The 15,538-nt window shown below is 27.3% G+C and carries 14 protein-coding genes, 3 tRNA genes and 1 pseudogene; all 18 read left to right on the plus strand.

Translation table 11 applies throughout. The features are described 5' to 3' along the window. The first annotated feature begins 16 nt into the window (after positions 1–16). The 18 genes and pseudogenes from Q1A46_RS04395 (at position 17) to Q1A46_RS04480 (ending at position 15,498) form a co-directional block, all read left to right on the plus strand. Positions 17–910 carry a hypothetical protein gene (locus Q1A46_RS04395; protein ID WP_299674467.1) on the plus strand — a complete coding sequence of 298 codons (894 nt, stop codon included), beginning with the start codon at positions 17–19 and terminating at the stop codon, positions 908–910. Beyond that, on the plus strand, positions 907–1,698 hold the full coding sequence (locus tag Q1A46_RS04400; protein ID WP_299674470.1) for a hypothetical protein: 792 nt from the start codon (positions 907–909) through the stop codon (positions 1,696–1,698). The genes Q1A46_RS04395 and Q1A46_RS04400 overlap by 4 nt, the downstream gene beginning before the upstream one ends. A gap of 68 nt (positions 1,699–1,766) precedes the next feature. Next, positions 1,767–1,988: a phosphate ABC transporter substrate-binding protein gene (locus Q1A46_RS04405; RefSeq protein WP_299674473.1), complete on the plus strand. Its 222-nt coding sequence runs from the start codon at positions 1,767–1,769 to the stop codon at positions 1,986–1,988. After that, positions 1,970–2,713, plus strand: a complete 744-nt coding sequence (locus Q1A46_RS04410; RefSeq protein WP_299674476.1) for a nucleotidyltransferase domain-containing protein — start codon at positions 1,970–1,972, stop codon at positions 2,711–2,713. The genes Q1A46_RS04405 and Q1A46_RS04410 overlap by 19 nt, the downstream gene beginning before the upstream one ends. Before the next feature lie 115 nt (positions 2,714–2,828). Beyond that, positions 2,829–3,896 carry a DNA polymerase beta superfamily protein gene (locus Q1A46_RS04415; protein ID WP_299674479.1) on the plus strand — a complete coding sequence of 356 codons (1,068 nt, stop codon included), beginning with the start codon at positions 2,829–2,831 and terminating at the stop codon, positions 3,894–3,896. A 248-nt stretch (positions 3,897–4,144) separates the two neighbouring features. Further along, positions 4,145–4,789: pseudogene (locus Q1A46_RS04420) on the plus strand (DUF434 domain-containing protein). Positions 4,790–5,556: 767 nt separating this feature from the next. Then, on the plus strand, positions 5,557–6,558 hold the full coding sequence (locus tag Q1A46_RS04425) for an RNA ligase, Rnl2 family (protein ID WP_299674482.1): 1,002 nt from the start codon (positions 5,557–5,559) through the stop codon (positions 6,556–6,558). Between the two features lie 232 nt (positions 6,559–6,790). Then, the gene (locus Q1A46_RS04430) at positions 6,791–7,477 is read left to right on the plus strand and encodes a hypothetical protein (protein WP_299674485.1); all 687 of its coding nucleotides are present in this window, start codon (positions 6,791–6,793) and stop codon (positions 7,475–7,477) included. Positions 7,478–7,506: 29 nt separating this feature from the next. Beyond that, a complete protein-coding gene (locus tag Q1A46_RS04435; protein WP_299674488.1) occupies positions 7,507–8,280 on the plus strand; it encodes a zinc-dependent peptidase in 774 nt (257 codons plus the stop codon). 10 nt (positions 8,281–8,290) lie between these two features. After that, positions 8,291–8,365, plus strand: a tRNA-OTHER gene (locus Q1A46_RS04440). Positions 8,366–8,378: 13 nt separating this feature from the next. After that, entirely contained in the window at positions 8,379–9,740 is a 1,362-nt protein-coding gene (locus Q1A46_RS04445; RefSeq protein ID WP_299674491.1) for an SDR family oxidoreductase, read from the plus strand. A 3-nt stretch (positions 9,741–9,743) separates the two neighbouring features. Beyond that, positions 9,744–9,817, plus strand: a tRNA-Asp gene (locus Q1A46_RS04450). 16 nt (positions 9,818–9,833) lie between these two features. Then, positions 9,834–9,904 (plus strand) — tRNA-Gly (locus Q1A46_RS04455). 19 nt (positions 9,905–9,923) lie between these two features. Beyond that, complete coding sequence (locus tag Q1A46_RS04460; RefSeq protein ID WP_299674494.1) at positions 9,924–10,148, plus strand: hypothetical protein; 225 nt, start codon at positions 9,924–9,926, stop codon at positions 10,146–10,148. After that, positions 10,148–12,085 (plus strand): hypothetical protein, encoded by a 1,938-nt coding sequence (locus Q1A46_RS04465; RefSeq protein ID WP_299674497.1) that lies wholly within the window; start codon positions 10,148–10,150, stop codon positions 12,083–12,085. The genes Q1A46_RS04460 and Q1A46_RS04465 overlap by 1 nt, the downstream gene beginning before the upstream one ends. A gap of 119 nt (positions 12,086–12,204) precedes the next feature. Further along, the gene (locus Q1A46_RS04470; protein ID WP_299674500.1) at positions 12,205–13,371 is read left to right on the plus strand and encodes an ATP-binding cassette domain-containing protein; all 1,167 of its coding nucleotides are present in this window, start codon (positions 12,205–12,207) and stop codon (positions 13,369–13,371) included. A gap of 9 nt (positions 13,372–13,380) precedes the next feature. Further along, entirely contained in the window at positions 13,381–15,141 is a 1,761-nt protein-coding gene (locus tag Q1A46_RS04475; RefSeq protein WP_299674503.1) for a hypothetical protein, read from the plus strand. 21 nt (positions 15,142–15,162) lie between these two features. Next, positions 15,163–15,498: a hypothetical protein gene (locus Q1A46_RS04480; protein WP_299674506.1), complete on the plus strand. Its 336-nt coding sequence runs from the start codon at positions 15,163–15,165 to the stop codon at positions 15,496–15,498. The last annotated feature ends 40 nt before the right edge of the window (positions 15,499–15,538 follow it).

Consider the following 15,538-nt stretch of genomic DNA (forward strand, 5'->3'; position numbering starts at 1 on the left):
TAGGAAGTTATGAAAGATGAAAACGTATAGAATAAAGCATAAAATTTATCAAGTACTAAATGATAAGTTATCAGAGAAAGATTTTGAAAAAGATATATACTTCATGGTTGAAGTGAATAGTCTTAAATTGAATTCTTTTTTATTTGATTTAGTTGAAGTCAATTATAATTTAAATACTTTTAAAAACCAGTTATTGAATGTTTTTAATAAGCATTCTACAGCTGATGAGTATCTAGCAATTTCAATTTTTGAATTAAGTAAATTAATATTAGATTATAACAATATTAATGAAGTTTTCGAAGTAATTAAAGTTATAAGAGATAAATGTCTAGAAGAGGATTTTGGCTATCAAATATTAACCGATTATTATATATGCTACGAAAATTATAGTTATCAAGAAGTAATAGATCATGGCTTATCTACTTTTGAATTAATGAACGAAGCTAAAGATATTGCTAGAAAAGTTTTTGATAGATATACTAAAGTAAAAGAGTTTGAAGATTGGTTATTCATACTAAAAGGCACAGTAAGTTATACCTCAAATAATGAAGAAGAACTGTCTTATCAAGTTAAAAATTATATAATAGAACAAAGTTTAGATTTTAGATCAGAAAAAGATATAAGAAATGATTTTAAAAGTTTAGGATTTAGTGATTATGAAATCAATGAAAGTTTCTTAAAATCGGAAGAAGAATTAATAAAAAGAGCAAAAGAAAAAGCATTACCGTTATTGGTTCTAGGTATAGTTTGCACTTTTGTTAGTGTCGCATATATCTATCAAAAGGATAAGGTTTTTTATTGGCCTATTTTAATTCATGTATTATTAGGACCAGGATTAATTTATTCTGCAATTTTATTGCATGTAAAATCATTAAAGAAGAAGTCAAAATTTGAAAAAGAGAAATTATGAAACCAGCTTTAAAAAAGATAGATAATTTTCCATTTCGATATTATCAATATGGATCAACAAGTTCTACTGATTTAGATGTGATTATTGAAATCAAAAAGGAAGAAATGCCATTAACTCAAGAAGAACGTAAAATCAAGTTAAAACAATTGATGTTAGATTTCAATTTGAATTGGAATGCTATTTTTGTAGTAATTGAAGATGGAGTTTTGATTGATACTATATATACTAAATCTTGGATTGATTCTTTGAATAATGCATTCTATTATACCTATAAAAATCATAAACAATTTTTTGATTTACCAGTTAAACGACTGTTAAAAAGAAATAAAACATTAGCTATTTACAAAGCAGTAAGAACGGTATTAACAATGTTAACTAGAACAGATTTAAGAGTAAAAATTAAACCTATTCTTAAAGGAATTCATCCTTTTTCAAAGAAAATAGATGTTTTAAAAACACTTGATTTTACAAGTTTTAATTCTTTTAATCAAAAGAATACAATAGCTGAAGATATTTGGAAAATTTTAGCTTTTTACATAGCTCAGAATATTTTATTACTTTCAAAAAATCAAGAAGTATATTCAAAAGAAGAAATATTGAGTTATTATCCTCAACTTTTTAATTTTATAAATAGAAAAGTAATTTCAGTATCCGATAAACAAGTACTAAATATTCTTAAAGATATTTGGATCAAAGAAATTTCTAATTATGGGAATTTTACTTCAGATCATAATATTCTAAAGTGTAATGAAGAAGTAATTGATATGGTAAAAGAAATTAGTATTTAGTAAATAATAACAATATGCAAATAAAAAAAGGAGCACTGTATTAGGTTTTAATTAAAAACGTAATACAAATGAAAAAGTTTAGTCGATTCAAAAACGCTTTCGGTTTAAACAAATATGGATTAATAGATTTTCCAAGAAAAATTTCTGGAATTCAAATTTCTAGAATAAAAGTAGGCAAGGAGCAAGGTTGTGAATGGTGTTTTCCACACGGATATGAAACTATAAATGTAACTATACCTGAAAGAAATTGGAAAAGTCAAAGAAAAACACAATGGAAAAAAGAATTTTAGAACATTTAGTAGCATTAGAAAAAGAAAAGAATATTGAAATTCTATTTGCAGTAGAATCGGGAAGTAGAGCTTGGGGTTTTGCTTCTCCAGATTCTGATTATGATATTCGATTTGTATACAAGCATTCCAAAGATTGGTATTTAAATCTTTGGGAAACAAAAGATACGATCGAATTTATGACAGAAGATGATTTAGACGGATCTGGTTGGGATATCAGAAAAGCACTTCGTTTATTGGCAAAGTCAAATGCTTCGTTTACAGGTTGGTTATTTTCACCAGTAATTTATAGAGCAAATACCGCTTTTTTAGAAGAATTAAAAAAATTGGCAAACGAAAACTTTAATCCAATTGCTGGATTTCACCATTTTCATGCTATGAATAAAGGTTTTGAGGAAACCTTAGGAACTGATAAAATGACATTAAAGAGTTTCTTTTATACTATCAGAACTGCTTTATGTGCCAATTGGATTGCCAAAAAGCATACGATTCCACCAGTATATTTTAGAGAATTGTATGAATTAATTGATACATCTTTCCATGCTAAAATTGATGCTGTAATTCAGCTAAAAAGTGAACGAATAGAAAAAAGTAACGATCCTGTTTCAGATGAACTAATTCGTTTAGTTAGAGACATTATTAATGAAAATAACGAGTTAAAAAATAGTTTACCAAGCGGAAAAGCAAATCAAGAAGCGTTTAATACGTTCTTTTTGAAACATATTTAATGTTTTGGCTAGTTCTAAAAGGTATTATGATTTGTCAGTTCGAGCGGTGTCGAGAACGAAATAACACGAGAGATTTCGACTGCTCAACCTGACATTTATTTAAAAATATAAAGCAATGACACTAGAAGAACTAAAAAAATCAAACTCGATCATTTTTGAAAGTATTAGTGGAAGTAGGGCGTACGGATTACAAACACCTACTTCAGATACTGATATTCGCGGTGTTTTTATTTTACCAAAAGATAAATTCTATTCGTTGGATTATATCGGACAAATCAATAATGAAACGAATGATATTGTGTATTATGAATTAAGAAAGTTTATAGAATTATGCTTAAAGAATAATCCGAATATTTTAGAATTATTAAATATGCCAGCTGAGTGTATTCAAATTAAACACCCTATTTATGATAAAATTACATCGGAATTATTTTTATCAAAATTATGCAAGAATACATTTGCTAATTATGCTTTTACTCAGATTAAAAAGGCGAGAGGTTTAAATAAGAAAATTGTAAATCCGGTTGAAAAAGAACGAAAAGAAATCATTGATTTTTGTACAGTTCTTCAAGGAAAAAAGTCATTACAATTAAAAGAATATTTAACAGAAAATGATTTAGGTATTAATAATTGTGGATTGGCTAAAATTCCAAATATGAAGAATTGTTTCAATTTGTTTTATAGTGATTCATTAGGGTATCAAGGAATTGCAAGAGAAAACGCGAATGAGGTTTGTACAAGCTCAATTCCGAAAGAAGAAAAGCCAATTGCTGTTCTATACAGTAATTTAGAAGGTTATTCATCGTATTGTAAAAAGTACAAAGAATATTGGGATTGGGTTGATAAAAGAAACGATGAACGTTATAAAAGTAATATCTCTCACGATAAAAATTATGATGCGAAGAACATGATGCACACATTTCGTTTATTGCATATGGCTGAAGAAATTGCTAAAAACAAAGTAGTAAATGTTAGAGTTAGTGAATCTGAAAGAAAATATTTATTTAGAATCAAAAATGCTGAATTTGAATACGATGATTTAGTTAATGAAGCAGAAACTATTAAAAAAGAATTAGAACAGCTTTATGAAACTTCTGATTTACCAGAAAAACCAGATAAAGTTTTGGCCAATGAGTTATTGAATAGTATAAGAACTGAATTTTATAATCAGAACGAATATTAGTAGTGTATGATCATAAACTTACGTCAACCTGAACTTGTTTCAGGTTCTCATTAAAAATTGTTGTTTACAAAAGTTTTGAGATTCCGAAATAAATTCGGAATGACGTCAAAACAGTATTTACAACTAAAAATTATTCAATAAACCAAAAACAAAGAATTACTATAAATATTCTTAACTCTAAAAAACTTATAATGCCAAAAAATAGAGGAAAAGAAGGTTCAGATGATCGATTATTTGGACAAGAATTTATGCTACGTAAGATAAAAGAAGCAGTTTACGATATGTCGTTTCTATTAGAACGTGGCTATGGAGAAGCTTCTTCTTGTGAATTAGCTGGAAATCGTTACAAGTTAAATAAGCGTCAGCAACAAGCTATAAAAGGAATGTCTGCAGCAGCATCAGCTGTAAAAAACAGAAAGGAAAAGCAAATTTGGAAAGAGAACTTGATCGGTAAAGAAATCATAATTGATGGTTTTAATCAAATTATATTATTAGAAAGTATTCTTTCCAATGCGTATGTTTTTGAAGGAAAAGATGGAGCTTATCGTGATTTGTCTTCTTTACATTGAACTTATAAAAGTGTAAATCAAACTGAAGAAGCAATACGTTTAATTGGTGATTTCTTTCAAAAATATAAGGTAAAAAAAGTAGTTTGGATTTTCGATCAACCAGTTTCTAATAGTGGTAGAATGAAAACTAAATTATTAACTATTGCAGAAAAATATCATTATAATTGGGAGGTAATCTTAGAAAACAATCCAGATAAAGTAATTGCAAATAGTGAATCTGTAGCTATAACTTCAGACGCTTGGATACTAGATCGCGCATCTATTTGGTTTAATTTAATAGCTGAATTACTTCCAAAAAATTATAAAACATTAGTTTCTTGTTAAATTACAATTCTTAAATTCTAAAAAATATTGCATATTTGCATCAGAAATGAAACAAGAATCACTACATAACACAATTCAAATATCGAGAAAAGATGCTGGTGTTTATCTAAATTGGATGAACGCAGGAAGGACGTTATGTAATTATTTCAGAAGAAAATAGAGATTAAAAACAAATAATAATTCATAGTAAAAGCGTCCAATTTTTAAGTTGGACGCTTTTTTTGTAAAAAATGATAAAAAATCTTAGAAAGTTAAAAAGCAAACACATAGTCGATGCTAAATCAACAAATAACTAGTAATCAAAATAGTAACAAGTTTGTTGTGTATCCGTAAAACTACGGACAGGAAATCTATTGAATCAATTTACTTTAAATGCTTGATTTTAAATTATTTATTATTTGTGTGTTTGAAATATTTGACACATATTTGCACCACGAAAAAATTAATTCATAGGAAATGCTAAAAATGAATAACATACAAGATTGGAATACTAATAAAAGTGCACAAATAAATAGTGCTAGTATTGTTATGGAGTTATTTCAAATGAAAATTAGGAGGTATAGAGAGTAAAAAGTTTAGTATATAAATTTTAGAAAGCACCTCCGAAACGAGGTGCTTTTTTATTGTCAGTATTAAAGAAAAAGTATTTTAAAGAGTTAATGAAAAATGTAGAAGTATAAAGGAATGTTTAATAGCAATGAGTTCGAATCTCATCTTCTACACAAGCGCGCGAAAAGAGAATTAGTAATTATTAAAAAATTAAGATCATGTTTAAGAAATATAACAGTATTGAAAACACATATCGTGAAAAACAAATTGAGCAAGTTTATCTTCATGGATATGATAAAGAAAAATATGTAGTTCAGGAAAAAGTACACGGATCTAACTTTTCTTTCATTACAGGTGGAGAAGTAATTCAAGTCGCAAAACGTAGTGGGTTAATTGCTGAAGACGAAAAATTTAACAACTACAAATACGTACTAGAAAAGTATAGAACAGCTATTGAAAAACTATACGTACTTGTAAAAGAAAAATATCCAACCATAACTGAAGTTACGGTCTATGGTGAAATCTTTGGAGGTAGTTACGAACATCCAGAAGTATCAAAATCAAAAGGAATGTCAAGAATTCAAAAAGGAGTTTTTTACGCACCTGATAACGATTTTTATGCTTTTGATATTCGTATCGATCACGATGTGTATCTAAATGTAGATGAGGCAAATGAACTTTTTGAAACCGTTGGACTATTTTATGCAAAATCACTTTTTGAAGGTTCATTTAAAGATTGTCTAGCATATTCAAACGAGTTTGATTCAAAAATTCCAGGTTGGCTTGGTCTTCCAGAGATTAAAGATAACACTTGTGAAGGTGTTGTAATTAAACCCGTAGCAAGTAAAATTTTTAAAAATGGAACACGAGTAATCTTTAAAAACAAAAACGAAAAATGGTCTGAACGTTCACATGCAACAACACGAATTAGAAAAACTACTGTGGTATCATTTTCAGATAAAGAAAAGAAAACACTAGAAAAACTAATGAGTTATATTAACGAAAACAGACTAATGAACGTACAAAGTAAACTTGGTGATTTTGAACCAAAACAAACTGGTAAAACTATTGGTTTACTATCACAAGATGCTTTTGTAGATTTTAAGAAAGATTACGAAGATGAGTGGAATACTATTGAAAAAGAACGTCAAAAACTATTTACTAAAGCACTTAACAAAGAAGCTGTTAGTTTAGTTAAAGAAGTACTTTTATTCAAGTAAAGTAACGTCAACTTGAACTTGTTTCAGGTTCTCATTAAGTAGATTTAATAATTTAAAAATAATTTCGAATTAAATTCGGAAACTATTAAAATTAGAAATGTAGTTTAAAAGACAAAACATTGGAAAATACCCAAAGATGCAAGTAAAAATCTTTCCATTTCTAATTTTTTAAATTGCTACGCAAAATGAATACGTAGTAATAAATTAAGTTTGCTGTGTTATTCAATAAAAGATGAAAAAAGAAGAATTACATATTACACTATTTGCTTTACAAAAAGAGCTAAATGAAAAAGAAGAAAAACATTATTTAACGTATTGTAAAGAAGAGCATTTGAGGTCTTTCATATCTAATTTACATAGTTATTATTCAGATGCTAATTTTTTAAAGACGTTTACTTTACCATATTTCGAAGAAGAAATTCAAAGAGATAGAAAAGCTGCCTATGAACAGTTTCTATTTTTGTTTGAGATAAATGAAGTTGATGAATTAATTCAAAGATTTCAACATACAGATATCACTGATTTTCTTTTGGTTTTAGGGCAACGTTTAACATCAGCAACAGATAACACGATAAACGCACTTCCGCCTTTAAATGATGATGTTTTTAAAGCAAGTTTTGAGCAATATAATTTACACGTTACTAAAGCAGTTAGAGCTTTTGAAAAACATTCAGAGCGAACAATAAATAACTTTTGGGGTAGTGTAGAAGGAAATCCGAAACAGAAAGAGGAAAAGGTAAAAGAACTGATACAATATTTACTACATCAAAAAACATGGTGGAATGTATTTTATCATTTTAAACACGAGTTGATTTACGAAGTTCGTATTGCTTCTGGTCACGGAGCCAGATGGAAAAAAAGTAATTTAGAATTTATTGGTTTTGTAGAGCCTTTCTTGAATTCAGAAAATGAAAAATAATAGTATTTTAGCCTAAAAGAAAAAGTATTTTGTTATATATCATTAGTACTCTTATTATCCTTTTTTTAGTATATAAATTAATCACTAAAGAAAAAATTGAACCTAAAATTAATACTGTTGAAATTCAGGAACATTGGTATACAATATTAGAAGAAAATGTACTGTTTTATAAACAATTAAATACAGAAGATCGTTTACATTTTAAGAAACGAATTCAGACTTTTTTAAATCATGTAGAAATTGTTGCGGTTGATTTTGAACTTCAAGATTTAGATATTTTATTAGTGGCAGCAAGTGCTATTATACCTGTTTTTGGTTTCAACAATTTTATGTATCCGAATTTAAAAACTGTGATTATTTATCCCGATTATTTTAATGAAGATTTAGAATTCGCAGCAAAGTCAAAAAACAAAATTATTGGTGGATTAGTTGGAAACGGACGCTTTGAAAATAAAATGATTCTATCGAGAAGAGCTTTACACCATGGTTTTACCAACAAAACTGACAAAGGAAATACCGGAATCCATGAATTTATTCATTTATTAGATAAACTAGACGGAAATATTGATGGTATTCCTAAAGCATTATTAGACAATAAGAATTTGTTAGTTTGGCTAGATTTAGTTCATGATAAAATGGAAGATATTAATAACGATGATTCTGATATTAGGAATTACGGAGGAACATCAAAAGAAGAATTTTTTGCAGTTGCTTGCGAATATTTTTTCGAAAGACCAATGTTATTAAAAAGGAAACACCCGAAGTTATATCAAATGTTAGATGATTGCTTTACTGTAGATTAAAAAAATTAATGGGATAGTAGTTTAAATGGAGAAAAACTAGGTGTCCGGCTAGACCCAGATGCGAGTTCGAGTCTCGTCTATTCCACAAAGAAAATCATATGGAAACATATCAATTTACTCAAGAAGAATGGGATAATTGCATTAAAGTACTACAAACTTTAAAAGATAATCCTTTTCATAATCCAGATAATCAATTGTTTTCTGGTTTAATTACTAAGATTCATAAAAAAGCGAAAAAGCAAAAGAGTTATGAGTCAACTCAAGAAAGATTAAAACAAGATTTAAATGTTTTAAAAGAATCTACTATTTTCAAAAATGCAATTCGTAATGAAACGTTATATGCTGAAGGTGAATTGAACACTACTAAAGAATTTAAATTGATAAATAAACCTAAGAATTGTTATGTCTGTAATGTACAGTTCAATAAGGTTCATTTTTTTTACAATAGAATGTGTCCGAATTGCGCTGAAGAAAATTATGAAAACAGATTTAAAAATATTGATTTAGAAGGAAGAAACGTAATTATTACTGGAGGAAGAGTAAAAATTGGTTATGCAACAGCTTTAAAAATATTAAGAGCAAATGCAAATGTTGTAGTTACAAGTAGATTTCCAGCTTCAGCTTTAGATCAGTTTAAAAAAGAAGAAGATTATAATGATTGGAAAGATAATTTAATAGTTTACGGTTTAGATTTAAGAAACTTAACAGCAGTAAAAGAGTTTATTGAATTCTATAAGTCTACTTACAATACTTTAGATATTTTAATAAATAACGCAGCACAAACTATTAAATATAACGATACTTATTACACACCATTAGTTCAACAAGAGCAGAAGTTACTTTTAAATTCTGATGAAAATTTTTGTATTGCTAATACAACATCAGTTTTGCAAGAAATTAATTTATTAGTAAATTCTGAAGAATATCAGGATTTTGAAATGAATAGATTTGGACAGCCTATCGATACTAGAGAGAAAACAAGTTGGAACTCAACTCTAGAAGAAGTGTCTATGTATGAGTTGCTAGAAGTTAATTTGATTAATCAGATATCTCCTTATTTTTTGATTAAAGAATTAATTCCTTTATTCTCTCAATCTAAGTTTGATAAACGATTCATTATTAATGTAACTTCTTCTGAAGGACAATTTAGTTACAATAATAAAACGATTTTTCATCCACATACAAATATGACAAAAGCAGCATTAAATATGATGACACGAACTTCTGGTAAACAGTTTGAAAAAGATCATAATATTTTGATGTATGCCGTTGATGTAGGTTGGATTTCTACAGGAGCAAAAGAAGTTTTACGAGAAAAACAGTTTAAAAGAGGATATATTCCTCCTTTAGATTCTGTAGACGGGGCAGCTAGAATTTTACATCCAATTTTAGAAGGAATCCAAGAAAAACCTATATTAGCTGGAACATTGCTGAAAAATTACAAAATAGAAAATTGGTAATATGAAGATAGTAGTTCAATGGAAGAATATATGCCAATCTCGCATAAGGTTGCTGGTTCGACTCCAGCCTATCTTCACTTTTTAAAATATAAGAAAGAGGTAAGCTAATTGGAAAGCAGCGGAATGCCAATCCGATGATGTTGGTTCGATTCCAACCCTCTTTCTTTTTAAAAACTTAAGACTATGAAACATTTCTTAGAAAAAACAACAAATACACATGTTTTAGAAGCTAGTAAAATTAAGGTTGTAAAAACTTTAAATAGCACAGAAGTTATCCAAATCGAAGGAGATGGCTTTGTAACTCATGGTGAGCATGGATGCATAAAAATAGAAAGTGAATATGTAATAAAGTATGTTCAACAAGAATATAATCCTATTACACGTATTGTAGAAAATGCTTATGATTAATGATGGATTTACCAATTATAAAAATCGTTAAAGAAGAAGATTTAGAATTTCTACAATTATATGAAGAATTTCATTTAGAAATATATTTACATGCTTGTACAATACAACTAGATCATCTTAAAGGGAATTTAATTGTAAGAGCTACACATTGTTTATTTCCAAACTTAAAAATAGTAGATGGGTTATTGTCTGTTGATGGTAAAGAAAATGTATTTCCAGAATTACATTTAATTAAAGGAAATTTAAATATTCATGAAATAAATACAAGGTTACCTAAATTAGAAAAGGTTCTAGGAAAATTTAAAAAGTACGAAGAAGTATTACTTCCTAAACTAAAAGTTATAAGTGGTGTAGAAAAAGAAAATGAATGGATAGAGATTAGTAACAATTCACAATTACAGAAAGTTAAAGACAATCAGTACTGTAATCTTAGAATTTATGATGCAAGTTATCCATTGGTTTTTCCTATGGAAGAACATTTTGGCTCTATAGAAATTATAAATAGTTCTTGTAGTTTTTCTAACCTTAAAAAGATTTGGGGAGATTTACTTATCAAGAACAATGATAAAAGAGAAGTACATACACCTAAATTGAAAGTAATTTTAGGAAGATGTGAAATCAACTCTTCAAATCAAAGAATTCGAGTTGATGAAATAGGTAAAAAATTAATCATTCAAAAAGGAATGAATAATACATTTCCATCTTTATATAAAGTAGGTAGTATTACTTTAACCAAAGAAGGGACAGAACTTATTGCTCCACAGTTAAGAATAATTCAAAAACAATCACTTTTAGATGGTCGTTTTAAAGCTCATTTATTAGAAATAATAAATATAGATTACAGTTATGATTTTGAGCATTATTTACCAAATTTAAGAGTAATTAATGGTAGTGTAATAACTCCAGAATCAACTAAAAGCATACATTATTTAAATAACTTAACAATAGTAAAAGGGAATTATTTTGCTAATGATTACTTAGAAACACCAGAGCTCACTAAAGTTTTTGGTACTTTAAAATTAGTAGATAATACAACCAAAAAGTTTAAGAATTTAAAAACAATTTCTGTCTTAGAAGGTAGTAAAGAAGCCAAAGAAAACTTTGTAAAAATTAATACTACTATTACTAACATTAATAAATCAGAATATTTTGAAACTGATAAACCAGAAATAGTTAAAGAGTTTTATCATCAGATAAGAGAAAATCAGCTATTGTCTAAAAATTATTTTTATTTAGGTTCCCGTTGGAGAAATCAAAAGTTACCAATTTCCTTCAACATGTATGTGCAAATATTGAAAATGAAACACAGTTCTTATCAAAACTTTTATACACGTGAAGTTTTAAGAGAATGGACATGTGAAATGAATCCACACTTAATTACTGTTTTAAAAAAGATAGAACGAGTATGGCAAGAAGTTGAAGCTTTAAGTTTTCAGAAATTATTTAAAATTGAGAACTTAAATATTAGAAGATTCTCATTTAATTACGTTGGTGTTGCAGAAGTAATGAAAGCTTTAAACGCAAGTAGAATTAAATCTGAAGGAATTTTAGTAAAGCATTATGAATATGATTTAGAAGGAAATAAAACAATTGTAGAAAAGCATAATATCTTTGAAACCTATGAAGTTAATTTTAATCAAATTAGTGATTTAAGAGTTTGGAATCGAAATTTACAAAAAGGTTATGCCGTAAAATGTTGGTGTACATCAACAAATAACGAACATTGGTTATGGATAGAAAATAAATATAAAGACAATCCATTAGAAGCAATTGCATCTACTTTTAGAATTCATGAAAATATAATTCCTCATATCAAATATTTAAAAAGACAAGGTGATATATTACTTTGTGAAATGAAAAGAAAAATAATACCTGAAGGTGAAATTAGACCTTTAACCAAGGAAGAGTATTTTAAATTATTAATCGCAGAATCATAAAAAGCAAATGCAGTAAGCATTTATATGAAAAACTCTAACGAATAAAGGTTCAAGTTTTCAGAAAAGAGAAATAAAACCTAGTTTTACAGAGAGATAACTTATTAAAAAATTAAATTGTTATGGAAGATAAGTTGACAAAACAAGAAATACTTATTCAACAAGCCACAGAATATTACAATCAAGGAGATTATTCCTTAGGTTATCGAATGTTACTTGATGCAACTTTAAATACAGATAAAATTGAAGCGTTTAAAGCTGCATTAACATTTGTTGAAACTTATGAAAAAGAAGAAGATAAATCCAATGTTTTAAATGATTTTATAAAGTGTAAGGAAATTATAAATGGTTTTAAAATTGAAGATCAAAATGCAATTGGCCAACCAATACTTAAGGGGAATTCTATAGAAAAAGTATATAGAAGAGGAAAATTTAAACTGGGTCCAATCAATATTGAGTTAAATAAAGGAGATATTTTCGGATTAGTAGGTGAGAATGGTAACGGTAAAACAACTTTGCTTACAATTTTGGCTTCTTTAATTGAAAAAACCTCAGGTAATTTGTCATATTCATTTCTTAATAAAACAGATGATATTTATGATTTAAAATCAAAGTTGGTGTATATTCCTCAAAGAACTTCAAAATGGTATGGAAGCGTAATTGATAACTTAAAGTTTGCATTGGTTCATCATGGAGTTACAGGTGAGAAAAATCATTTGTTAGTACATATGATGATTGCAAGATTTGGATTATGGAAATACAAAGATTTAAAATGGAGTGAATTATCTTCTGGATATAAAATGCGTTTTGAGTTAGCGAGAACAATGCTTAGAAAACCTGAAATTGTTCTGTTAGACGAGCCTTTGGCTAATTTAGATATTCTTGCGCAACAAGTAATTTTAGAGGATTTAAAAATGCTGGCCAAATCTCATGTAAATCCTATTGCTATGATTTTTTCATCTCAACAATTATATGAAGTTGAAAAGGTTTCAGATGAAGTAATTTATTTAAGAAATGGTAAACCTACAGATCTTTTAGGTTTAAAAACTGAAGAAGAAAATTCTTTAATTATAGAATTAGATACTACTAATTCAAGAGAAGATATAGAAAAAGTGTTTGAAGAATATGAATTAGAACAAATCGAGTATAATGGAGGAGTGTATATCATATATTTTAAAGATAACACGATTACTTTTAATACTGTTTTGTCAATTATAGCGTCAAACAATTTTACAATTCAATACATCAGAGATATTTCTAAATCAACCAGAAGATTTTTTGTGTACTAATACTTGCTTATGAAAACGATTAAAAAAATAAATAAATACTTAGTAGAACATTATCCATTAATTTGGAATACGAAACTAGTTTGGATGTTAGCTTTTGCTATCATTGTACATTTTACATTTTTTATAGCTGGTTTTTTATCTGTAAATACTCAAAGAGATGTTTCTAGTCATTATAATTTAGAGGGATTTTATTACGATTCTCCAGCATTTTTAATAGGAGTTTTAACTTCTATTATATCATTATTAATCTGGATTATTTTCTACTTGAAAAATAACGCTTTCAAGAATTTTTACCCATTAAAAAAAGGAACTTTATTCATACAGTTTTGTATTCTGTTTTTAATATTTTTTACCAATATCACTCATTATTATTCATATAAGAAAGGAGTTACTAGCAAAATAAAAACCTTATATAATTGGAATGAAATAGATACAGATATTAAAAAGTTTAATAATGCTGCGATCTTTTTTTTAAAAAATCGAACTAATTATGAAATTGAAGAAAAAGATTATCCTGATCCTTTTCCTTTAGAAGTTGTGTCTGCCAAAAGAGAAGATTATTTAGGAATCACAATAGATACAACACGAGCATTTATAAAACATAACGACGAGTATTATCAATTTTTCAAAATCAATCATGAATTGATAGCTGAAGATGTTAAAAATAATGTTTTTGCTGATGAAGGAATTTATGATGAGGATTCATATGTTGAAAATAGTCAACCTTTTAAATATAGAATTGTTTATGATATTTCTTCTTACAAGGAACTAATTACTCCAAATTTATATAACTTTTCTAGAGAGTTTATTAGTTATGGGCAAGATTCTACTGATCGAAAGGATAGATTAATTTATTATCAAAAACTATTAGATAAGAAAGACGAAAATGTTCTTCGTAACAAATTAGACGAGTTTTATAATTTAGCAAAACAGTACAATGTAAAGCATAACATTAAGAAGGAAGATTGGTTGTATCTTTTAAATTTTAAAAATGATTATCAGTATATTATTAACATAAAAGATCGAAAAGCTTTAAATTATGATCTAGATAAGCTTAAACTAAATTACTACAGAACTAAAAAGAGAATAGATACTGTTTTAATTCCAAATACTTCACATAAAAAAGATCAAATTTATTACAGTCAGTTTCCTAAAACTTCTGATGGTAAAAGTGTTTTAATAGAAAAAGAATATCATGAATATTTTGGTTATGTACCTTATTGTGATTTTAGTGGTTTAAATACTTTCTTTAAAAATGTTTATTATACATTTCATCCAACTTTCGATTCTGTTAGTTTATATGTATTTATCGTTTTATCTATTGTATTCTCATTATTAATTTTCTTATTTAAAACTACAGATATAAGAAATATATTATTAAGTGTTGTAGCTGCTGGTGTAGTATTGATTTTTGGAATATTATTGATTTTTATAGCAGATAGATATTTAGGATTTAATAGTAAAATAGGAATCTTAATTGCTCTAATTTTAAATATTCTAATCGTAATTCTTTCTGTTTTAGCTTTATTAAATAAATGGCGTAAAGGCTTAGTATCGATTTTATTTTCTTTAGCACAATTTGCTATTCCGTTAATCATATTACTCGCAGTTATATACTATAAAGAATTGTTAGGTTATCCACATAGAAATAATGATCCATTTTTAATGTGGTATGATTTATATGGATTTTGGTTTACTATTATTATTTGGATTATTAGTATTTACTTTTATTGTAAAGCTATCCGAAAATGGAGAGCTTGGACTGAATAAGTTTAATAAAGTTGAATTCTAATGAATAAAAGAATTTCTAAAATACCTAATAATGTTCAAGATAGAACATCAATTGCTTGGAGAAAGTTATGCGAGTATATAGATCAACTTGCAGAAAGCAACGCAGAAGAGTTTTCACCGAGGGATTTTCTTGGTAACGAGTTGTTTTCTCAAATTTATACTTTGCCAGAATCTATAGCTAAGCTTAAAAACGTAAAAAAAAATCACTTATATGGTAGTAATTTAAAGCGAATTCCACCAGAAATAGGAGAGATGGAATCACTTGAATTCTTTGATCCTTATGCATCTTATGATTTACATTGGTTTCCATTTGAAATATTAAATGTAAAAACCTAAAAGACAGTCGTATTAGTACAAGAGTGCTTTATGGGAATTA

The organism is uncultured Tenacibaculum sp., from assembly GCF_947502995.1.
Classification (GTDB): Bacteria; Bacteroidota; Bacteroidia; order Flavobacteriales; family Flavobacteriaceae; genus Polaribacter.